This window comes from Corallincola luteus (genome assembly GCF_004336975.1).
In the GTDB taxonomy this organism is placed as follows: Bacteria; Pseudomonadota; Gammaproteobacteria; order Enterobacterales; family Neiellaceae; genus Corallincola; species Corallincola holothuriorum.
Genome location: NZ_SJXE01000001.1, coordinates 22591 through 44079 on the forward strand (window position 1 = coordinate 22591; position 21489 = coordinate 44079).

Genomic DNA, 21489 nt, shown 5'->3' on the forward strand with positions numbered 1-21489 from the left:
TGGCTAAGCCTAGTTAGTGAGCCGTTGAAAATCTTGTCCGCTGGGTGCTTGAAACGCTCTCAGTCCGAACACAGGTAAGATGGCAAATATATGGTCGAAAAGATCAGCCTGTAGCGCTTCATAGTGTGCCCAGCGCTTATCGTTGCTGAACAGGTAGAGCTCTATCGGTAAACCTTCACTGGTAGGAGCCAGTTGTCGGACAAGTAGGGTGAGTTCACCGTTTACCAAGGGGTGTTGCTTTAAGTATTGTTCAAGGTAGGCGCGGAAGGTGCCGATATTGGTCAATTGCCGATGGTTACACGGATGCTTGTCGTGCCACTGGCCTATCTCCGTCCGCTTCTGCTCCAAGTAGGGGTTGAGTACCGAGATCTCACTGAGGGCATTGAATGTCTCTTCATCAAGAAACTTGATGCTTTGTACATCAAGGTGCAGTGAGCGTTTGATCCTCCGGCCACTTGACTCTTCCATGCCGCGCCAGTTTTTAAACGCATCTGAAAAAAGCGCATAAGTGGGGACTGTGGTGATGGTTTTATCCCAGTTTTGTACCTTCACTGTGGTTAGGCCGACATCTTGTACTGCGCCGTCAGCGCCAAATTTCTTCACCTCGATCCAGTCACCACAGCGCACCATATCATTAGCGGCTAGTTGCAAACCGGCAACAAAACCCAGGATAGTATCTTTGAATACCAACAGCAGCACCGCAGTAAATGCGCCCAAACCGCTAAGCAGTACCATGGGTGAGCGATCGATTAGCATTGACGCGCCCAGGATGAGTGATAGTAGCAATACGAACAGCTTCGCTAACTGAGCAATACTGCGTAATGGCAATTTGTTGCTATTGCTATGACGGCTGGCCAATGCTTCTAGCGCACTGAGTAGAGCCATGAGGCCACGGCAGATGACAAACAATAGATAGAGCGACACGACGAGTGTGAGTATTCGCTCACTATTGGGCCGATCCGCAAAGGCATTGGGTATCAGTGAGATCATTAGCACGGCGGGTGCGAGATGCGCCAGATGCTCCATTACTTTGAAGTCGACCAGTAAGTCGTCCCATTTCATCGGGCTACGTTTGATCACTTGCCTGACAGCTTTGAGGAGTATGCGGCGGGTCATAAGATCCGCCACGACTGCTATCAGTAATAACAGAGTGATCAGCAGAGCATCAATGAGTAACGGATTCACTGGGAAGTTGGCGTTTATTAGCCAATGGGTTAGGGTGTCACGCATTTTTCCGGCTCCATACTGTAAGTACTGTGTATGTTAAAGCAGCGCACATGGCTGGAGAAAGTCTAAAGTTATTGTTGTAGCAGCATTTTGTTGCTGACTTTGAAGTGAGGGTGGTTTGATGTGGCAAAATTTTTGCGGCTGGTTATTGAAACGGGCTGGTTGGCGAATTGATGGTGATCTGCCAAACATCCCTAAGTTTTTACTAATAGGTGCCCCTCACACCAGCAATTGGGACTTTGTTGTTTGTATCATTGCGCGTTTTGCTTTGGGCTTAGAGATTAAATTCCTGGGTAAACATCAGCTGTTTAAACCGCCATTCGGATGGATATTTCGTGCGCTGGGTGGCTATCCTGTGGTTCGCCATCAGCGGGGTAATGTGGTGCAGGACGCGGTTGATCTTTTCGACCGTCATGAGAAATTTGTCTTGGGCTTGGCACCTGAGGGTACTAGAAAGCATGTTGGCCATTGGCGATCTGGCTTTTATCACATAGCGCTCGGCGCAAAAGTACCTTTAGTTCTATTGGGATTAGACTTTGGTAATCGACGCTTATGCTTGTCTGAGCCTATGTACCTTACGGGGGATCGCAGCACCGATGCGGCTGCGATTGAGGCTTTTTTCAAACCGATTCAAGGTAAGAAGCACCAGCCTATTCCCAAAGGATTAGGCTGGGACGATTAGATGATTGGCTGGCGTGTTAATCGACAATGTAAGCGTGTGATGCTGGCAGGTAGTCTCGAAGATCCTGCAGTAAGCCGATTTTTCCTAAAGTGAGCGGCTCGCCGGAGGGCACGAGAACATAGCCTGAATCGCTTAGGATCGGTTGCGCCAATAGCATCCCTTCCACTAATGCGTCGAATTCAACTTTCTTGCCTGGTCCGTCTACATCGTTGATACCGTCTACGCTGGCATCAATTTGTAATGGCTTCTCTGTATCTAATATCTCATAAGCGATCGCTGGACGCAGCTCAGGCTGTGGGCCGAGTAGTAGATGGTCGATGCGGGTTTTTAACTGGTCAGCACCAATGCTTTTATTGATGATCGCATCGGCATCCAATGCGATGGCTGTGCCAAGCACTGCCATCTCATCATGGCTGGTGATGACCATGACACGGGTGTTTCTGGGTTGTTCTGTTGCGCCGCAGCGGATCTTTTGTAGTAGCGTTAGACCGTTTACACCTGGCATCTCTATATCGGTGAGAATGAGGTCATATTCGCTCTCTTTCAGGCAGGCAATAGCCTCATCACCATCGCTGGCGACAGTAATAGAGCGAAAGCCCAATTGCTGTAACAGGCTATTCAATAGGTGGCGAGTGATCGGTTCATCATCCACCAACATGATATTGAAATTACCCCAGACCCCTTCGCTCATTCTGCTCTCCCTATGCTCTAGAAATAAGGGTGCCGATGGCACCCTTATTAAAATTGCTATTTGTTTTGGGCGTTTCGCCACCGATAGCAGTAGACCAAGCTACTGTTATCTTGATGTTTGACCTCTTCCCATAAGCCTAGTTCCTGAAAATAGTGCTTAGCCGCCTCCATTTCGCCTTGGGCGATAGGGGGATACAGATCACCAGGATCATGGGTTACGTCAGCCAATGACTCGGACAAAGAGATCGGTTTAGTACGCCAACGATAGCAATAGACAATGCCGTCCACGCTTTGTTGCTTTACTTCATGCCATATTCCGAGCTCGGAGAAGTAACGTTTCGCTTCTTCAAACTCGCCGGCTTGCGCCGGCGGAGTTAGTTTAAAGGCCATTTTAAGCTCCTAAAAAGGACTACTTCCAACGAACTTCAATGTGATTAACAAACGCGAGTTTCATTACGCCGACTTTGGCGTAGACACGGTTGCCGTCTTGGAACCAGCCGCGAGCGGCACGCTTATACTCTTGCATGCTGTCAAAGCGCTTTAAACGCTCTTTACGATAGGCAACGGAGGCGATCTCCTGACCGTGTGTAATGAACATCGCATTGACTTCGCGTCCAGGCTTCATACCGTCGTAACGACCACGTCCTTCAGCTATGGTTAGCTCAGCTGAGTTATTCCGTTGCTTGAGGATAAGATCAGTGTTGACGGTTCCTTTGCCTTTAACTTTATAGCTAACGGACTCGCCATCGTCTTCGTAAAGTGTGAATTTACTTTTTAGCTTACCATCACCTAAATAGGCGACTACCAGTAAGGTATTTTGCTTCTGGCCAGTGCCACGGAGACCATCGATATTCAGCAGAGTGTCATCAACCACGATCTGTGGAATAACGGTACCGGTTTTAACGAAGGTCGGCAGGCGATAGATGCCTTCACGATAGAGTGGGAATGGACCAAACCATTCGCCAGCACTTTGGTAGCGTTCGTGATCGTGGAAGTCAATCCATTCACCTTTAGGCAGGTAAACCAAGGCTTCTGTTGCACCGGCTTCAGCAACGGTCGCAACGATCATCCTATCACCGATCATCTTCTGGTTAGCCAGTGTGCGAACGCCGGGATCATCTTGATAGTGATAAACCATCGGAGGGAAGATCGCCGCACCACGTTGATAGGCTTCGTGTGCTAGCGAGTAGTAGTAAGGAGACAGTGCGTAACGTTGACGAATGATCTCGCGGTTACTATTTACATCGCCAATTTTGGCAGGGCTGGTCTCTTTGCAGTTACAAAGGTTTTCGGTGTGTGGGCGCATTGGAATATCAATTGCTGCACTGACCGCTAACCACTGGGTGTACATCTCATCTACGTTGGCGCCAGCAAGCGCTTTGCGATGGAAGCCGCCAATATCGGAACCATAATAGTCGAAGCCAGACATCGACATATGCATCTGGGTATTGATGTGTGCGGCCAGGTTTTTCAGGTTGGAGCCAATATCACCGGACCAGATAGCTGTGCCAAAACGTTGGCTACCAGCAGTACCTGAACGACTCAAAATGAATGGGCGTTGAGTGTGCTTATTGCGGGCGTAACCTTCAGCGATGCTCTGGCTCCAGAACAAGTTGTAGAGGTTATGAACGTCTCGATGACCGTGTTGAGTTTCAGTACCGATACCAACACCAGCATACCAAGCGTTGACGTCAAATTGCTCTGGTTCACCCAAATCTGTCCAGTGGCCCATGACACCATCTTTGATTAGCTGTTCACGGCGCCAATCATGGAAGAAGTTAGCACCTTCCAGATGAGTGTAATCAAGCATGCCGCCTTTACCCCACCATGGCTGGGAATTCAGATAGACGGGATCACAAGGGTATGGGCATTGGCGAACCAAATAACCTTTGGTGGCCATGGTCAGGTATTCAGGTAGACGTTTGCCAACATAGGGTTCTTCGATGGTGACGACACCCAGACCATATTTCTCTTTGTACTCTTTGATCCGCAGTTTGGGGCTAGGGAAGTTAGTTTTGTCCCAGCGCATAGAGCCCATTTTCGTGTTTTCAGAGCCTTCGCGAATACCGCCAAACCATTGTAGGTCGAGGAATGCACCATCAACTGGGAATTTGGCTGCACGCAGGTCGCGCATTGCGACGTCAATCTCTTTCCAGTTGTCGAAACCGTATTCTGACATCCACAAACCAAACATCTTCCGTGGTGGCACCGGTGGGCGCCCTGTCAGGTCAAGGTATCCAGAACGCAGGTCTTGTAAGTTACGGCCACCGATAACGTAAGCTCGGATCGCATCGCCACCGGTTTCTACTTTGTATGGGTCGGCAGAAAAATCCCAAGTTTGGGCGTAGGTGTTATCAAGAAACAGGGCGTAGTTCTGCATACCCTGGCCAAGGAAATAGGCGACGGGAACTTGCATGTTGCCAACAGCCCCACCACCTTGATTGACCATCTTGTTACCAAACTCACTGCCTGGTGTACGGCGTTGACCACTGAGGTCACCGTTGATCTCACCAAGTTTCTTATGTTGCTCACCAAGACCATAGATATGATAGAAATTTTCACGACTGAACTGCAGGCTCAGTTGGTCAGGCTTGGTTGATGTCGGACAAAAATTACTCAGCTCATACTCTGGCTGTTTACGAATGTCCGTCACTTTTACGCACAGTGAAGAGGTATCAACACGAATAGAGAGTGTTTTCGTTTTTAAGGTGTTACCACCAGCAGGGATCGGTTTAGCTTTATGGTCGTTGCGCAGCACCATGGGTGACGTATAGATACGACCGGAAGATGCATTTCCGTTCATCGCCCACTCTAGATGAATCAGATCATCTTCGAGTAGTTCGATAGAAAGAACGTTTTTGCCACTTACGGTGCGGTATACCGACGCCGACTGTGCAGCAAAACTGAACAGACATGAGAGCAATGTCAGCAAATAGATCGGTTTAACCACGGGAAGACTCCTCGGATATGGTTCTAGTTATTACGCGTGTTGCCAGGTTGTTACGAATATTACCGTAAACTGTACAATAACCCGACGTTTTCTATCGCCTATCAGAGGGTCGAACCGCGTTAATTTTGAAGTTCATCGCAAAAAAACAAACTTTAGGCCTAAAATTAACATCTTTTTTGGTGATTGACTGGTGTCGGAAAACCGTCAATTACCGCCTCTGGTCAGGTAAGTAAAGCATTTTGTGTGCCAGACATTTTATATGAATTCGTGATTTGCGATCAGTGACACGTGTTCGCAACTTGCTAATATGTGGCTAGTTTTGTTTACGGAATAAGCAATGAACTTTCTAATTCGGTTATTTGGCATCTATATGCTGTTTTATTCAGGGTTACTTCATAGTGAACAACCGCCATCACACCCTTTAGATGCATATCAAGCTGCGTGTCCTTTGAATAATCCGCAGCCAGTTCCATTAGCAGAATGTTATATTGATGTTGTCGATGAGTGGCGTGATGAGGTCGAGCGAGTTTACGATTTCGTATTAGAGCGTAAGCTTGCACAGAAGCGTTATCAGGAAGCCAAACTGATCAAGCAAGCACAGACGAATTTTTTAGCGTATCGAAAGTTGGTTGCCACGCAGTGGCAAAATAGCTGTAACGGCAGCGCTGCTTGTCAGGTGCAGTTACCGGAGTTGGAGCTTGAGGCGCAGCGGGAAAGATATTTTCAACTTGAAGCCTATGTTGACTGTATCAATTGTTTCCCGTCCTATAAGTGATAACGCTGGACAATGGTCATAGAATTGGCGAATAATTGAGCGTCTGCCAATTTAATCTCTCTCATAAAACCGGCTAGGCAAGGATGTCAGCATGAAAATCAAGAAGTTAGTCTACGGTGTGCTAGGTGTAGCCGCGTTGTTTGCGTTGCAGCATTCCAGCGAAGGGGAAGCATTGATTATGGATCGGGTGCTTGCCTGGGCAAATCAAACGCCATTTTATGCACAAGCCAGAGTTCGCTACTCAGTGAAGGGGATTGAAGGGGAAGGTCTATTGCTGTTCCAGCTTAACCCTCTCGATGGGTGCCGTAATACGCTGAAAGATTTTATTGCTGAGGTCACCCGCTGTGAAGACTGTGAGTTGACGTCAATAAGCTGCTCTATTTCACCAACTCCTTATCAAAAACAGTTGCTTGATGGCGACGACGGAGAAAGGGGTTACATGTTGGTGCAACATAGCAGTGATGATATGAGCCGTGCGGTGCTGCAGTATTGGGGTCTAGATCATCAACAGTGGTTCCAAGTTTGCCAGAGTATGCGTGGCAATTTGAGTGATACGGATCTTCAGGCGCGTTGCATTTAACGCCGCATCATGTGAAGGTAGGTCGCGCTGTTGTATGAAGTAGAGCGTGTTTTGTCCTGCTGTCGACAACCGCAATAGTTATTATTTCTTAGATTAGCCATTGTTGGCTTTTAACAGGGAAAGTCGGTTGTGAATGTGATGAAACCGCTGTTACCCGCGGTATTAGTTTTTTCGTGTCTGAATTTAGTTGGCTGTGGTGGTGGGGGATCTGACACTCCGGAAGAGAATTCACCCGGCGTGGTTATTCCTGTTGACCCTGCGCCGCCAGAAAACCCTCAACCTAGTGATCTACCTGTGCTAAGTTGGAATGCGCCAACTGCCCGTACAGATCATACTCCGCTACAAAGCTGGGAAATCGACAAGTATCAAATTTGGTATGGTCAAGATCGCCATGAACTTGAGCTACTCGATGAAGTGCCTGGCGGCGATGAAAGACCAGAGTTAGTGGTTGATATGTTGGACGATGGTTACTATTTTTTTGCCGTCACCGTGGTTGACAATGATAGCTTAGCCAGCGACCGATCCAAGGTTGTTTTTAAGCGGGTTCCTGATGACTTGTTGCCTCTTGACAGCGGGACTGGGACATCAGCAATAAACTAATTAGCTGCAGCGGAGGCTTTTAGTTCACCTCCGTTTGTGGCAGATGATAAGGTTATTTGCCTATTTCATCGACTGAGTAAGGTTGCCCAAACAGGTAGCCTTGCAGACCATCGATACCTAACTCTTTGAGGGTGTTCGCCGCTTCCTCATCCTCAACTTGCTCGGCAAATACCGCAATATCAAGACCGTGTCCCAGCTGTATTAGGGTTGTTATAAAATCTTTGTTTTCAATATCTTTGTTGATGTCATGGACGTAGTTACCTGCCACTTTAATATGGTCGGGGCGGATCTGTTTTAGGTAGGAAAAGGGTAAGGTGCTGACACCAAACTTCTCTATGGTGACTTTAACGCCAAGTGTTCTGACTGTTTGTATAAAGCTCTGTGCAGCTTTCATGTGTAATTGAATACTATGTTCACTGAGTTCAAAGGTGATTCGTTTACGAAGACCTCTGGCTTTGGGAAGCTGGTTGGCCAACCAAGCTAGAAATTCTGTACTGAGCATCGTTTGCATTGACAGGTTAATCGCTAGCCGAGCGCCTTGATGCACACGCGCCACTTCCAGTGCTTCCTTGATCACTGCGCGATCAAGTTGTTCAATCAAACCCAGTCGACTCAGCTCGGCGAATAGATCTGGCGTGTTCATCGCCGCCCCTTGGTCGTCAAAGAATCGTGATAGCAATTCGAACATCTGCACTTGCTGACCATCTTTAGCAAGAATTGGCTGACAGCTTAGCTTGAGCTGCGGCGGTGTGATGAGCCTGCTCATTTTGGCTCGCCGTTGACTAATATCCAGTTGGTCAGTCGCCAGATTCTCTTCCGGTGCCAGTATATGGAATCGCTGTTCACCTGGTTGTCCCGCCAGTGTTAATGCGTGGTCGGCGTTGGCAAGTAGTTGTTTCAACTCCATACCGGGACGATATTCACAGATACCCAGGATGGCGACGCCCTGTGTCTGTTCTGGGTGGGCTAGCGCATCCAATGAAGTGCTCAGGCTATTGGCGTCTTGGTCTAGCTGATGGAGTCTGGGTACAACCATTGCTATCTCGCTTTCTGATGTGCGAAATGCCATGCCTTCGAAATGCTCAGCGAGCTCGCGACATAGTTCGCAGACTCGTTTTACCTGATCTTTGGCAATAGGGGCGCCAGCTCTTTGCTGCAAGCTTTCAAGTCCGGTTAAGTGAACGAACCATAAAGCGCCACTGGGTTGCTCTGGATCATTCAGCAGTTGTTTGAGGTGAGCGAGAAAGGCGCGACGATTACCTAATTGGGTTAAGCCATCAATATAGGCTTCGGCTTGCAGTTTATCGGCACGTTCGCTTACTGCTTTGAAGTTCTTCTCTATCGCTTTCGCCATACGGTTCATCGCTAAGACCACACTTCTAAGCTCTTCTGTACCAGGGAGCTGACTAATTTTTGAAAAATCGCGTGCCGCAATGGCATTGGCTTGAGCTTCGATTGCACGCAGTGGACGAACAATGAAAAACAACAAAGCGTAGCCAATCAGAGATGCAACAGCGGCGATGAGTAGGGCGACTAACAAACTCTTTTTTGCTGATTTCCATAGGTACTCGTAAGCCAAACCAGTATTACTTTTTATTTCAATCGCTCCCAGCTTTTCCCAGGCGTAAAGCTCTGACGTACCTACGCCGGGTTCAAGTACATACCAATTCACAAACCAACTGGGGACGCCCTCTATTTGATTACTTCCGACCCTTTTTAATACCTCTTTGCCAGCTTTGTCGGTTAGGGTGAACTCAACGATATAGTTCGAATCAACCAAGCTACTGACTTGCGTTTCTACCATCGCCAGATCCCCCGCAGCCACATAGTCACGGCACCACATACCGAAGTAGTATGCGGTGTCCTGAGCATGGGTGCTGAGTTGTGCTTTTAGGTACTGTTGGGTTTGGTTTAGTTGTACAGCAAAGTAAGCAACGGAACCAAGCAAGCTGGTGGCGATAAGCAGGCGTATCACCTGACCGCGAAAAGTCGGGCCGAGGAACAACCGTTTGATTAATGGAGTGGCTGACATGGCGTATTCCTCTTAATAACCTGATTCTATTCGGTTTAATAATTCGTGCCAGGGAGCCTGGCTGTTCTCAATAACACGTTTACCTTGGTTTAAAGCTTTACTTTGCCATAACCCTTCCGCATTAAAGCTGTACACAGGGATAAGATCTTTACGCTTTGAGGCGGGTAAAATACTATCGGTCAAATTGTCCAGAACCAGTGGCATTGAGTCGGGTTCAGGATAATAGGTGAGCACCATATGTGCTTGATTAATACGCACAGCTTTCACATACATTAGCCGCAGTTTTTCCGGGGCGACACCAAGTGCACGGAGAGAAAAATATTTGGCGATGGAGTAGTCTTCACAGTCCCCTGCCCCCGTCGCAATCAGCTCAATAGGGGTGGCCCAGTAGTCGACTTTCCCCCAATGGCTTTGATCGCTGCGAAATTCAATTTTGTTAAAATGCTTGTTAATCAGCTTCAATTTATCCCTTTCGGCTAAATTTTGCCCTCTTTCTAACAAACGCTTTAACTTTCGCACTCGTGCTGCGGCTTCGTCACCATAATCTTCACTGACTTTGGTAAACAGTGCTGGTGAAAAAATTTGTAGGAAGTCATCTGAACGCAAAGATGCGATTAACAGTAAACCGCATAGAAAAATGGCAATTTTTGCGATATTTGACAGTGGGAGCGACACAGAATGCCTGCAGTTTTTTGTCGATATATCCAGTGTAGTGCAGACTTCGGCGCTATGGGATATTAGCTAACCTATTGGTTCGGCGCTCGAATCACGTTTTTTGTGGTTTATTTACGATTGCTTCTCGTTTCTAAGATGCTCTCATATTGCTGGTAAGTAATTACTGTTAGTATCGACGTCGTTTAACGTTGCTGTTTTGCTGTGATACATCGGAGGTTGATGACAGCATGGATATGGCTCATATTAATTTAGCCAGCTATCTCTTTGCCGCCTTGGCATTTCTGCTCTTTTTTGGGCTTCAGCTGACCGCTCGTAGAGAGGGGTTGCCAGCACGATTGTTGGTGGTTGCAACGCTGGTTAGCGGGATCTGGTCATTAGTGCTCGCGGTGGCCAGTTTGACTGCAAGCCCTCCCTATCACTTGATGTTAGCGCTGGACGCCGTTCGCTATATTGCCTGCATTTTATTTTTGGGCAGCCTGTTACAAACGTCTGATAATTTGAATCAACTGATTGCCCAAAGTCGGCTATTGCGGATATTTGTGCCACTAGCTTTGTTGCTGGTGGTGATGGATCTCTTTATGCCTGAGCTAGGTTTTCCGCCAGTGACCGTGCTGTTTAGTGCACATCTGTCACTTGCTGTGGTTGGTCTAATGATTGTTGAGCAAGTCTTTCGCTTTGGTGATCGGCAGCAGAAGTGGGCATTAAAGCCACTGTGTTTGGCCTACGGGGCGCAGTTTGCATTTGATTTTGCCATGTTTGCGGAAGCGACGCTGTTTAATCATCTCGATCTCATGATGTGGGTCGGGCGAGGTGTCGTTTTTGCCCTTACCGTGCCGTTTCTACTTATCTCTGCTCGACGCATCAAGCAGCTATCGTTGCGGATCTTCGTCTCTCGTCAGGTGGTTTATCACAGCACCTTGTTGTTTGGTGCCGGTTTGTATCTGCTGTTGATGGCTGGTGTTGGCTATTACATTCGCTTTTTTGGTGGCGAGTGGGGAACACTCGGGCAAGTGCTGTTTTTTGCTTTAGCGTTGCTTCTGCTGGCTTCCCTATTCTTGTCTGAATCACTGCGCCGCCAAGTGCAAGTGTTTATAACCAAACATTTTTATGCCAACCGTTATGATTATCGAATTGAATGGTTGAAAACTAACCAGAAATTGGCAGAGCGAGCGGATGACGCTTGCATTTACCAGACAGCCCTTGATGCAATGGCCACGGTTGCCAAAGCACCCGCTGGTATCCTTTTACGTCGTTCAGACCGTATGTTGTCTATTCAGGCCCATTTGGGAACAATTGCTGCGGAACAAGCGCAACTTATTGCCAGCGAGGTGATCCGTGCGGAAGCGTTTTGTTTGCAAAGTCGCTGGATTATCGACCTACATGAATTTTCCGAGCACCCTGAACGTTACCCAGAACTGACGCTCGATGTACCGTTGCTGCATAAGTACGGAATTAAAACCTTAGTGCCGATGATCGAGGGGGAAGAGCTGACCGGATTTTTTGCCTTAGGTCGGTTAGAGGGGGAACCTGAAATCAACTGGGAAGACAGGGATCTCTTCAACACGGTGACCCATCAGCTTGCGACTTTTCTTAGTCTGCATGAAGCGTCGGAAGCCTTAGCAGAATCCAAACAGTTTGATGCATTTAACCGCATGTCTGCTTTTTTAGTGCATGATTTGAAAAACATTGTGGCGCAGCTAAATCTTATTGTGGTTAACGCTGTGAGGCATAAACATAACCCCGAATTTATCGATGATAGCCTGGATACATTGACCAATGCGGTGTCAAAGATGCAGCGCATTATGAACCAGTTGAAGCAGAGTACGCCCTCTCCTGAGTCTCGGCGGCAGGTCGCTTTGTGCGCTTTGTTAGAAGAACAAGTCGCACGGCATCAGTCACAACAACCGCAACCTGAATTATCATGTGTAACTGATGCCACAATTCGAGTAGATAGCGAGCGTTTTTCCGCCATTATTGGTAATTTGATCCAAAATGCGCAAGACGCTACCGACAAAAGCGGTAGCGTGACGGTGAGCCTTACAACTAATAACGATTGGGTGGATATCTGCGTCAGTGATACTGGCTCCGGCATGTCTGCTCAATTTATAAACGAACGATTGTTTAAACCCTTTGACACGACTAAGGGTAACGCTGGTATGGGTATCGGGGTATACGATGCTCGCCAGTTTGTGCAGAACTGTGGTGGTAATTTAACGGTGCAAAGTGAGCTTGGGGAAGGTAGCTGTTTTACCCTGCGCTTGCCCCTTCACAGCTAGTGTGGATCTGTCATACTAACTTTGCCCAGTAGACATGGAGAGTACAGGCTTTGGTGGTTAAAAAAGAATATCTGTTGATCGTTGACGACGATCCCGGCATCCAGAAGCAGCTTAAATGGAGTCTGGATAAATATAACTTAGTCTTTGCGGAAGACAGAGCGTCTGCTATTAAGCAGTTACGCCGCTTTGAACCTGCGGTTGTGACCTTGGATTTGGGCTTGCCGCCTGATCCCGCAAACGCCTCTGAAGGCCTCATGGCCTTGTCAGAGATTCTAGCGTTGTCACCGTCGACTAAGGTGATTGTCGTTACCGGTAATGATGATAAAGACAATGCGCTTAGAGCCGTGGCTGATGGCGCTTACGATTACTATCACAAACCAATTGACCCGGATGTTTTGCAGATCATTATCGATCGTGCGTTCCAACTTCATCGTTTGGAAGATGAAAATCGTCGTTTGGTTGAGTCGAAATCTCCTGCAACAGCAGGAATTATTGGCAATAGCCCTGAAATGACGCGGGTGTTGCGCCTAATCGAGCGTGTCGCTCCGACCGAAGCGACGGCATTGCTGCTTGGTGAAAGCGGTACCGGCAAAGAAGTTTTTGCCCGAGCGATCCATCAGCTGAGCCCTCGTCGTAATGCGCCTTTTATCGCAATTAACTGTGCATCCATCCCTGAAAACCTATTAGAAAGTGAGCTTTTTGGCTTTGAAAAAGGCGCGTTCACTGGTGCTCACAAGAAGACGCAGGGAAAAATTGAGTGTGCTCAGGGTGGCACACTGTTTCTCGACGAAATAGGTGATATGCCTGGAGCCTTGCAGGCCAAGCTACTGCGATTCTTGCAGGAGCGGGTGATTGAGCCTGTCGGCGGCAGAACAGAACTCCCCGTCGATGTTCGGGTCGTTTGTGCCACCAACCGTGATCTAAAAGAGATGGTCGAGAGCGGCGAGTTTAGAGAAGATCTGTTCTATCGGATCTCTGAAATAACTTTCCAATTGCCAGCCCTACGTGAGCGTGAAGGCGATGTTGTCCTCCTTGCCCGTTCATTCCTCCACAATTACAACAGCGAGCTGGGACGCAATTTGCTGGGGTTCAATGAAACCGCGCTTAAAGCGATTTGTAGTTACAGCTGGCCGGGTAATATCCGTGAATTACAGAATAAGGTGAAGTCTGCGGCCATTATGGCTGATAGCAAGCTGATTAGCGCCGAAGATCTTGGTTTGGATCTGTTAGCTGAGAAAGATATGGCGTTTAATCTGCGAGCGGTTCGTGAAGAGGCAGAAAAGAAACTTATCTTTAAAGCGTTTAGTTACACCGATTACAACATTTCACGATCGGCTGAATTGCTGGGAGTCACCCGTCCAACGCTTTACTCCTTGATGGACAAATACAACATCACTGATGAACGGAATAAAAGAGCTCAGTAGGCAGAGCTGATAACGAATAATAACGAGGGAAGATAATGGCGGCTTGGTTAGGTATGGGTAAGAGTAATTTATGGCGTGTGGGTGTGTTGACCACAGCGGTGCTGTTGGCCGGTTGTGGTGACAACAGAACAGAGGCTGAGTATCTGACATCGGCGGAAACGTACTTAAATGAAGGCCAAGCTGCAGCGGCCATTATTGAGTATAAAAACGCGCTGAAGCTGAACCCTAAAAATGCCAATATTCGTTTAGCGTTAGGACTCGCTTATCTGTCTGAAGGAAACGCTCAAGGTGCAGAGAAAGAGCTAAAGCGTGCGTTGGAGTTGGGTGCGGATCGCAATGATGTGTTAATTCCGCTGGCCAAGGTGCTTAACCAAACCGCAAAAATTGATGAGCTACTGGAGTTAACCCGAGATCTGTCGGAGGTTCCCGCAGATAAACGTCTCTTCCTGCATATATTTCGCGGTCAGGCGCTGATTAATCAAAATAAACCGGAAGATGCTCGTCTTGAGTTCGAGTTGGCAAATGAGATGGATCCGCGTGCCCCGTTTGGGCAGCTGGGTGATGCCTACCTGAAGACTCTGGACAATCAGATGTCTGCGGCGCTTGGCAGCCTGGATGCTCTGCTAAAGGAGCAACCTGACTTTGTTGAGGCGTTGCTGCTAAAAGGCCGTCTGTTGTTGGCCGATGGTCAGTCACAAGCGGCGGCAGATATCTTTACCCAGTTAGTGCAGGTTGAGCCCAATATTATGGGCTATCGCTTGCTGCAAAGCGAAGCTTTGATTGCGGCTAAGCAGTTCGATCAGGCGACAGAGGTACTGACTAAAATACGCAAAGTTTTGCCAAATCATCCGGTACCTGTCTATTACCAGGCCGTGATCGCGTTTGAGGGCAAAGATTGCAAAACAGCGCTGGAACGCACATCCGAGGTGTTACAAGCGCTTCCTGAACATTTTAATAGTCGAATGATTGCAGGCTATTGTCATTTCCTCGATGGCAACAATGAGCAAGCTTATCAATTGTTAAGCGCTATCGCGCCGTTAACACCGGCGAATCATTTAGCGCGCAAAACTTTGGCTATCACTCAGTTCCGCCTGGGTTACCACGAGCAAGCCGCTGACACCCTGCGTGGTCTAGAAATTGACGATGAGAAAGGCGCCGCTTTGCTTTCCCAACTCGGAGACGAGTTTATGAAAAGTGGTGAGCACGCGCAGGCAAAGGAGTTGTTTGAGCGGGCATTAGGAAACAGTAGTGATCCCGCCAATATGTTGCGGTTAGGCATGGCAAAACTCTCAATGGATGATACCGGGGGCTTGGCTGACCTTGAAGCCGTGCTCAATGAGAATCCAGAGATGAAGAGCGCTAAGCTGCTGCTGGCATTAAATCTGATCAAACGCGAGCGCAAGGCAGAAGCGTTAGAAGTCGCCCAAAAGTGGGTGCAAGAAGAGCCTGAATCGATAGACGCCGCCAACCTGTTGGCTACGGTGTATCGCAGTATGTCAGAGTTTGATAAGGCCACTGCTGAATTAGATCGTGCGTTGTTGTTGGAAGGGGATAAACGCAATACTTATTACCAAGCGGCGTTGATTGCAGCGGAACAAAAGGATGTGTTGAAGGCGCGCGATATGTATCAGCGGCTGTTGGTTGATGCGCCACTGAACTTGCGCTTATTACGTGAGTGGTTTCTTGTGGAACGGGCAGGTGGCGATCCTACCTTGGTTGGTAAATATCTAGACGAGTCTATCGCCGCTAATCCTGAGCTTACTCAAGGTCCTTTGGTTAAAGCACAGTTCTTGTTGTCACAAGATAAAACTGATCAAGCATTAGCTTTACTTGATGGTTACGCTCCAGACAGCCCCTACTACGCTGATGCGGTCATGACCAAAGGGCGCATGCTAACCAGAGCCAGTAAGCTTGATGAGACGCTTGCACTGTATCAGCAGTGGCTGGAAGAGAAACCAGACGACTTCCGTGCCGCACTGTTTGTGGCTGAAACTTATGAGTATCAGCAGCAGTTTGATAAAGCGATTAACGTTACTCGTGGTGCCATGACTAAGTCACCTAATGAACCGTTACTCGGCATGATGATGGCTAACTTGCAGTTGAAAGCAGGCAAGATCGCGGTTGCAGAGCAGGAGATTGCGTCATTAAAAGCGGATGGTCTTGATACACCCTATCTAACTGAGCTGGAAGGACGGCTGGCGATGCATCAGGGGCAGTGGGTCACTGCCATTAGATTGTTAGGTAATGTGCAAAGGGAGCACCCGTCAACGCAGAGAGCACTTTATCTTGGCCACGCTTATGTTCGCTCTGGCAACAGTGAGCAGGGTCAGAGTCACCTGGAAGCCTGGTTGAAAGAGCACGACAAAGATCAGGGGCCTCGTAGCTTGTTGGCGCAAATTTATCTGGCAAAAGATCAAAACAAAGCGATTGCGCAGTATCGAATTTTGGTTGAACAGAACCCGGCAAATGTGATCGCATTGAATAACTTGGCTTGGCTGCTTTCTGAACAAGGGCAGTTAGAAGAGGCAGAATCGTTTGCCCGTCAAGCGTTAGCCCAGGCCCAGAATAACCCTATGGTACAGGATACCTTGGGATCTGTTTTATTGGCGCAAGGCAAAAACGCTGAAGCGGTTGAACTGTTAGCGAAAGCTGCGACAACGGCGTCGAATGATCTAGGCATACAGTTTAATTATGCTAAAGCGTTAGCAGCGAATAAGCAGAATCCGGATGCGGAAAAAGTGTTGGATAACCTGCTTGCTAAGCCTGCGGCAGCCCAATTTGCCCAGCGAGAAGATGCCTTGGCTCTGCTCGATAAAGTGCGTGGCAAAGGATAGCTTGATGTCTAAGTTACTGGGTGCGATGACCATCGATGTCGAGGATTACTTTCAGGTTGAAGCTTTTGCTAAGCTCGTTGATCGTAACAAGTGGGATAGCTATGAGCGCAGGGTGGCGGGTAGCACGCGCAAGGCGCTCAGCCTATTTCAGCAGCATGATGCGAAAGCAACATTCTTCATTTTGGGATGGGTGGCTGAACGTGAACCTGAGCTGGTAAGAGAGATCCTTGCTGCGGGACATGAAGTGGCTAGTCACGGCTATGCCCATCAACATGTTTGCGGGTTAACGCCCGAGCAATTTCGTGAAGATATTGTTCGCGCCAAGGGGATCCTGGAGGATATTGGCGGCTGCGCGGTACAAGGCTACCGCGCGCCCTGCTTCTCTATTGATCAGGACAATCATTGGGCCCATGAGATCATCATGGAGACGGGTCATCAATACAGTTCAAGCATCTACCCGATTAAGCATGATCTCTATGGTGTGCCAAACGCGCCGACTGAACCATTTCGGTTGCCTAATGGGCTGCTTGAGATACCTGCGAGCACCTTGCCCTTGGGCGGAAAAAACCTGCCTATTTCAGGTGGCGGCTATTTTCGCTTATTGCCGTTAATGATTTCGCAATGGGCACTGAAGCAACACGCTAAGCGCCATGGGCAAGTGGTGTTTTATTTTCATCCGTGGGAGCTGGATACAGAACAGCCTCGCATGGTTGACGCCTCTCGAAAATCTAAATTCAGGCACTACCTAAACCTAGACCGGATGGAGCCCCGCTTATCCAAACTGCTCAATAATTTTCAGTGGCAGAGCATGGCTGACTTATATCTAACGCCAGATAAAACCTATCCGGTGGTAGATTGGCGCAGCGTCAAACAGGCTTCGTAGGTCAATGCGTGACATTGGCCCTAATTAAAGTGACAAATGGAGTTGTGCGGTCATGGAGACGGCAAAAAAATTTCCCTTAGGCTTGCTGCTGCCTGCCATATTGGCCGTGATTGTGGCTGGACTTTACTGGTCCACCTTTGGCTCTTTATGGCATCGTTGGTTAGAGTTTGATGAGAGTTACGGCCATGGCTTGCTGCTGATGGCTGTGATCCTCTGGTGGTTTCACGATCAACGTGTTGTATTTGGTTCGTTACCTGTGGGACCTTGGCTTCCGGCTTCGTTGCCTCTGCTTTTGGTCGTTGCGGTCTGGTGGGTTGCTGCCGCCACAGATATCTTGGTGGTACAGCAAGTGTTGCTGCCGTGGATATGGTGGCTTGCTTTAGCCCTGCTAGGAGGGAAAGCTTTAGCAAAGCATAGCTTTTTCGCCGCGTTGCTGTTCTGTTTTGCTGTACCTATCTGGGATCATCTGAACGATTACTTGATCGATTTGACCGTGGTGGTGACGACAAATCTGCTGTCAATGCTCGCCATGCCTATCCTTATTCAGTCTAATGAGATCCATATCCCCAGCGGGATTATTACCGTTGCTGATGGTTGTTCAGGCTTACGTTATCTCATTATTGGTATCGCATTTTCATTACTTAGCGGTCAGCTGTTCTTCCGTGATTGGCGATGGCGGATAGGCCTACTGGCGTTAGGCCTGTTGTTGGGACTGGTGACCAACTGGCTCCGTGTATATTCGCTGGTGTTGATCGGTTATGCCACCGAGATGCAAAGCAGTTTGTTAGCCGATCACGAACTGTACGGTTTCGTTTTATTTGGCGTAATTTTTAGCCTGATGTTTTTTCTTGTCCGTTGGAAAGGTGATAACAGCGCCCCAACCGCGGTTGATGGTTTGCCTTCTGCGGCAGGTTTTTCCTGGCCGGGTATCTTCGTTGCTAGCGTGATTTTGATTGCGGCTCCACTATCAATTTCCTTGCTGCTGAAAGCACCAGCCAAAGCACAATTTGTCGCACCACCAGCCATTAGCAGTTACCCCACTTTGTCTGCCGATGGTATGCCAGCGATGACGCCGGCCTATTTTCGACCGATTGAGCGGGCGCAGCATGAGCTGCAGTGGTTTGCTATCGATGAGCAACCGGTGTTGATTGAGCGCTTTTTCTATCGGCAGCAGCAGGCAAAGCAAGATTTTATGCCCTATCGCTGGCTTTTTGCGCGCCAGCATTGGCTGACGTTGTCGCAACATCATCGTACGCTCAGCGATGGTACGGGTGTGTTGATCCGGGAGATGGAGCCGCGTATTGGCGTACGTAAACTTTGGCTGTCAGCCTACTGGATGAGTGTCGGAGAGCGGACATTGACCAACGCTTATCTGGCCAAGCTTGCTGAGCTACCGGCGTTATTCAGCGGCCGTCACGATGCGGCCTTGGTAGCCATTCAACTGCCCTGTGAGATCGATTGTGCCGAGGCGGTTGCTGCGCTGGATCGGCTATTGGATTCCGATGGCGTCAAGCTACAGCAGCAAAACAGTGAGCGCTGGATCCCAGCAGATGACTATTAACCGAGAAGAGATTGAATAAACCATGACTCTGATATTTTGGTTACTGTTTGCGCTGTTGCTTTATATCTATTTTGGCTATCCGACCCTCGCGGCTTGGTTGGCACAGTTAAAGCCTCGGCCAGTGACAAAAGAGAGTGTGCAACCCCATGTGACAGTGCTGATCGCAGCATTCAATGAGGTCGAGCATATCGAAACAACGGTTCGCAACAAGTTAGCTCAGGATTATCCCCACGATAAATTACAGGTCATCGTGATTTCGGATGGCTCTGATGACGGTACTGATGAGCTGGTAATGAAAATCGCTGAGGAGGATCCCCGAGTACGGTTATTGGTTCAGATGCCGCGGGCGGGTAAAACATCGGCGTTGAATATGGCTGTGCCTGAGGCTGAAGGCGAGCTACTGCTGTTTTCTGATGCGAACTCGGTTTATAAGAGCGATGCCATTGCCCAATTAGTGAAAAACTTTGCTGATCCGGAAGTCGGTTACGTTACCGGTCAAATGATCTACGGTAATCCAGAAAGCAGTATGACCGGCGAAGGTTGCAGCGCCTACATGAAATATGAAAACGCACTGCGCCAGTGGGAAACCGAGATAGGTTCAGTGGTGGGAGTGGATGGCGGTATCGATTGCATGCGTCGAGCGTTATACCAGCCGATGAACGCCGACCAGCTGCCAGACTTTGTGCAGCCGCTTAAGGTGGTGGAGCAAGGCTATCGCGTCGTCTACGAGGCGGCCGCGCTGCTTGGTGAAGATGCGCTTGATGACAGTGGCCGAGAATATCGGATGCGGGTGCGTGTTGGCTTACGTGCCTTGTGGGGCTTATGGGATATGCGTCAGCTATTTGATACGCGTCGCGATGCCCTGTTTAGTTGGCAGCTGTTCAGTCATAAGCTGTTGCGCTATTTGGCATTTATTCCGCAGTTGCTACTTCTGTTGGTCAACTTTCCGTTGGCATTGCAGAGTAGCTTCTTCACGCTTGTTCTGTTGCTGCAGTTGGCTTTTTATGGCTTGGCGATGGTTGGGTACTACCGCCCAGGAAGTAGCGCGTTGATCAGTATCCCTTACTATTTTACCCTGATTAATCTGGCATCCGCCCATGCTTTTCTGCGCTTTGCGAAAGGTGAAAAAGTCGTGCTGTGGAAACCTCGGGTAGGCTAAGTCAATGCACATCATGCACTTGATCGATAGCGGCGGACTTTATGGGGCTGAGCAGATGTTGCTCGGCTTAGTTCGGCGTTGTAACCAGCTAGGCATCAAAGCGACCATTGTCAGTGTCGGTGATGTTGGCGTGGCCGAGAAACCGTTGGAAACGGCCGCAAAAGCTGCTGGCTTACCGCTGGTATGTTTACGAATGAAGAATGGACTAAATTTTTCTGGCGCCAAGAAAATTGTTCAGTTGGCCAAGTCTCACGGTGCAGATTTACTACATAGCCATGGCTATAAATTTAATATTTTGCTGGGTTTGTTACCGCGTCGCTGGCGTCTACCCTGTCTGACGACGGTTCATGGCTATGTACATTCGCCGCTAGGCAGCCGCATGTGGTGTTATGAGTGGCTCGACAGGAAAATGTTGCCACGTTTGGAGCAGGTGGTGTTTGTGAGTGAACAAACGCTACAACATCCAAGAGTGCGTGGTCTTAAGTTGGCAAATGCCAATGTTATTGCCAATGGCCTGGCGCCGCCGACGCAAAGGCCCGCAGACATGACACCACTGGCAAATCCCGAAATTGCAAAGTTTGTCGCTGATAGTGAGTTCCTGATCTTGGCGGTGGGGCGCCTGTCGCGGGAAAAAGGATTTGATACCTTGTTAGCCGCCTTCGCCCAGCTGCATAGCAATCATCCCCATGCGAGGCTGCTTATTGTTGGTGATGGTGGCCAACGGGCGGCGCTAGAGTCGCAAGTGGCGGCGCTGCAACTTGCTGACGCAGTGCTACTGCCGGGATTCAGTGAGCAGGTGGCTAGCGTCTTAGCGCAAGCGCAGCTGTTCGTGATGCCCTCACTGACCGAGGGGCTACCAATGGCGTTGCTCGAGGCAATGGCCGCAGAGATCCCTATCATCGCCTCGGCGGTGGGTGGTATTCCGCAGGTGCTTAATGATGGTGAGTGTGGTGAGCTTGTCCCTGCGACAGATGTTTGTGCACTGCAGGCTACGATGGAAAAGCTGATGGATGACCCTGCACGCTGTAATGAGTTAACGGCACGGGCGAAACAGCGTCAGCTAAGCCTGTTTAGTGTTGTCGCGATGGCCGATTCCTATCTAACGCTCTATCAAAACATGTTGAAGCGGGAGGACTGAGCT

17 protein-coding genes are annotated in these 21489 nt (G+C 48.8%); 11 read left to right on the forward strand and 6 right to left on the reverse strand.

The features are described from left to right. Positions 1 to 9 precede the first annotated feature (9 nt). On the reverse strand, positions 10 to 1230 hold the full coding sequence (locus EZV61_RS00100) for a mechanosensitive ion channel family protein (RefSeq protein ID WP_131413919.1): 1221 nt from the start codon (positions 1228 to 1230) through the stop codon (positions 10 to 12). Positions 1231 to 1348: 118 nt separating this feature from the next. On the opposite strand from EZV61_RS00100, the gene EZV61_RS00105 reads away from it, so the two are divergent. Further along, the gene (locus EZV61_RS00105; RefSeq protein ID WP_130566079.1) at positions 1349 to 1909 is read left to right on the forward strand and encodes a lysophospholipid acyltransferase family protein; all 561 of its coding nucleotides are present in this window, start codon (positions 1349 to 1351) and stop codon (positions 1907 to 1909) included. Between the two features lie 16 nt (positions 1910 to 1925). Here the strand turns inward: EZV61_RS00105 and EZV61_RS00110 are convergent, their stop codons facing one another. Genes EZV61_RS00110 through EZV61_RS00120 form a run of 3 tightly spaced genes read right to left on the reverse strand, consistent with a single transcriptional unit; the run spans position 1926 to position 5549 of the window. Continuing rightward, positions 1926 to 2600, reverse strand: a complete 675-nt coding sequence (locus tag EZV61_RS00110) for a response regulator (protein ID WP_131413920.1) — start codon at positions 2598 to 2600, stop codon at positions 1926 to 1928. Positions 2601 to 2656: 56 nt separating this feature from the next. Next, the gene (locus EZV61_RS00115) at positions 2657 to 2989 is read right to left on the reverse strand and encodes a hypothetical protein (protein WP_114339696.1); all 333 of its coding nucleotides are present in this window, start codon (positions 2987 to 2989) and stop codon (positions 2657 to 2659) included. A 19-nt stretch (positions 2990 to 3008) separates the two neighbouring features. Next, a complete protein-coding gene (locus tag EZV61_RS00120) occupies positions 3009 to 5549 on the reverse strand; it encodes a TIM-barrel domain-containing protein (RefSeq protein ID WP_131413921.1) in 2541 nt (846 codons plus the stop codon). A 337-nt stretch (positions 5550 to 5886) separates the two neighbouring features. Here EZV61_RS00120 and EZV61_RS00125 point away from each other — a divergent pair, with 337 nt between their 5' ends. The 3 genes from EZV61_RS00125 to EZV61_RS00135 all read left to right on the forward strand — a co-directional run bounded on the left by EZV61_RS00125 (position 5887) and on the right by EZV61_RS00135 (position 7504). Continuing rightward, on the forward strand, positions 5887 to 6324 hold the full coding sequence (locus EZV61_RS00125; protein WP_131413922.1) for a hypothetical protein: 438 nt from the start codon (positions 5887 to 5889) through the stop codon (positions 6322 to 6324). A gap of 91 nt (positions 6325 to 6415) precedes the next feature. Then, entirely contained in the window at positions 6416 to 6904 is a 489-nt protein-coding gene (locus tag EZV61_RS00130; RefSeq protein ID WP_130566083.1) for a hypothetical protein, read from the forward strand. A 129-nt stretch (positions 6905 to 7033) separates the two neighbouring features. After that, positions 7034 to 7504 (forward strand): hypothetical protein, encoded by a 471-nt coding sequence (locus tag EZV61_RS00135; RefSeq protein WP_131413923.1) that lies wholly within the window; start codon positions 7034 to 7036, stop codon positions 7502 to 7504. A gap of 52 nt (positions 7505 to 7556) precedes the next feature. Here EZV61_RS00135 and EZV61_RS00140 read toward each other — a convergent pair whose 3' ends face one another. Beyond that, entirely contained in the window at positions 7557 to 9536 is a 1980-nt protein-coding gene (locus tag EZV61_RS00140; protein WP_131413924.1) for a bifunctional diguanylate cyclase/phosphodiesterase, read from the reverse strand. 12 nt (positions 9537 to 9548) lie between these two features. Further along, the gene (locus tag EZV61_RS00145) at positions 9549 to 10211 is read right to left on the reverse strand and encodes a transglutaminase-like cysteine peptidase (RefSeq protein WP_233496534.1); all 663 of its coding nucleotides are present in this window, start codon (positions 10209 to 10211) and stop codon (positions 9549 to 9551) included. 227 nt (positions 10212 to 10438) lie between these two features. Between EZV61_RS00145 and prsK the strand changes: the two genes are divergently transcribed. The 7 genes from prsK to EZV61_RS00180 are packed head-to-tail and all read left to right on the forward strand — an operon-like array spanning position 10439 to position 21486. Next, a complete protein-coding gene (prsK, locus tag EZV61_RS00150) occupies positions 10439 to 12487 on the forward strand; it encodes an XrtA/PEP-CTERM system histidine kinase PrsK (protein ID WP_131413925.1) in 2049 nt (682 codons plus the stop codon). A 53-nt stretch (positions 12488 to 12540) separates the two neighbouring features. After that, positions 12541 to 13911: a PEP-CTERM-box response regulator transcription factor gene (gene prsR / locus EZV61_RS00155; RefSeq protein ID WP_170308587.1), complete on the forward strand. Its 1371-nt coding sequence runs from the start codon at positions 12541 to 12543 to the stop codon at positions 13909 to 13911. A gap of 35 nt (positions 13912 to 13946) precedes the next feature. Next, positions 13947 to 16745 (forward strand): XrtA/PEP-CTERM system TPR-repeat protein PrsT, encoded by a 2799-nt coding sequence (gene prsT / locus EZV61_RS00160; protein WP_131413926.1) that lies wholly within the window; start codon positions 13947 to 13949, stop codon positions 16743 to 16745. 4 nt (positions 16746 to 16749) lie between these two features. Continuing rightward, positions 16750 to 17628 carry an XrtA system polysaccharide deacetylase gene (locus tag EZV61_RS00165; RefSeq protein WP_170308588.1) on the forward strand — a complete coding sequence of 293 codons (879 nt, stop codon included), beginning with the start codon at positions 16750 to 16752 and terminating at the stop codon, positions 17626 to 17628. Positions 17629 to 17680: 52 nt separating this feature from the next. Then, entirely contained in the window at positions 17681 to 19189 is a 1509-nt protein-coding gene (xrt, locus tag EZV61_RS00170) for an exosortase (RefSeq protein ID WP_131413927.1), read from the forward strand. Positions 19190 to 19211: 22 nt separating this feature from the next. Further along, the gene (locus EZV61_RS00175; RefSeq protein WP_131413928.1) at positions 19212 to 20348 is read left to right on the forward strand and encodes a glycosyltransferase family 2 protein; all 1137 of its coding nucleotides are present in this window, start codon (positions 19212 to 19214) and stop codon (positions 20346 to 20348) included. A gap of 4 nt (positions 20349 to 20352) precedes the next feature. After that, positions 20353 to 21486 (forward strand): glycosyltransferase, encoded by a 1134-nt coding sequence (locus tag EZV61_RS00180; protein WP_131413929.1) that lies wholly within the window; start codon positions 20353 to 20355, stop codon positions 21484 to 21486. Positions 21487 to 21489: the final 3 nt, after the last annotated feature.

Coding starts and splice junctions, on each gene's coding strand:
- EZV61_RS00115 (WP_114339696.1), bottom strand. CDS start 2,989: ATGGCCTTTAAACTAACTCCGCCGGCGCAAGCCGGCGAGTTTGAAGAA.
- prsK (WP_131413925.1), top strand. CDS start 10,439: ATGGATATGGCTCATATTAATTTAGCCAGCTATCTCTTTGCCGCCTTG.
- EZV61_RS00175 (WP_131413928.1), top strand. CDS start 19,212: ATGACTCTGATATTTTGGTTACTGTTTGCGCTGTTGCTTTATATCTAT.
- EZV61_RS00100 (WP_131413919.1), bottom strand. CDS start 1,230: ATGCGTGACACCCTAACCCATTGGCTAATAAACGCCAACTTCCCAGTG.
- EZV61_RS00130 (WP_130566083.1), top strand. CDS start 6,416: ATGAAAATCAAGAAGTTAGTCTACGGTGTGCTAGGTGTAGCCGCGTTG.
- EZV61_RS00180 (WP_131413929.1), top strand. CDS start 20,353: ATGCACATCATGCACTTGATCGATAGCGGCGGACTTTATGGGGCTGAG.
- EZV61_RS00140 (WP_131413924.1), bottom strand. CDS start 9,536: ATGTCAGCCACTCCATTAATCAAACGGTTGTTCCTCGGCCCGACTTTT.
- prsT (WP_131413926.1), top strand. CDS start 13,947: ATGGCGGCTTGGTTAGGTATGGGTAAGAGTAATTTATGGCGTGTGGGT.
- EZV61_RS00110 (WP_131413920.1), bottom strand. CDS start 2,600: ATGAGCGAAGGGGTCTGGGGTAATTTCAATATCATGTTGGTGGATGAT.
- EZV61_RS00165 (WP_170308588.1), top strand. CDS start 16,750: ATGTCTAAGTTACTGGGTGCGATGACCATCGATGTCGAGGATTACTTT.
- EZV61_RS00105 (WP_130566079.1), top strand. CDS start 1,349: ATGTGGCAAAATTTTTGCGGCTGGTTATTGAAACGGGCTGGTTGGCGA.
- xrt (WP_131413927.1), top strand. CDS start 17,681: ATGGAGACGGCAAAAAAATTTCCCTTAGGCTTGCTGCTGCCTGCCATA.
- EZV61_RS00125 (WP_131413922.1), top strand. CDS start 5,887: ATGAACTTTCTAATTCGGTTATTTGGCATCTATATGCTGTTTTATTCA.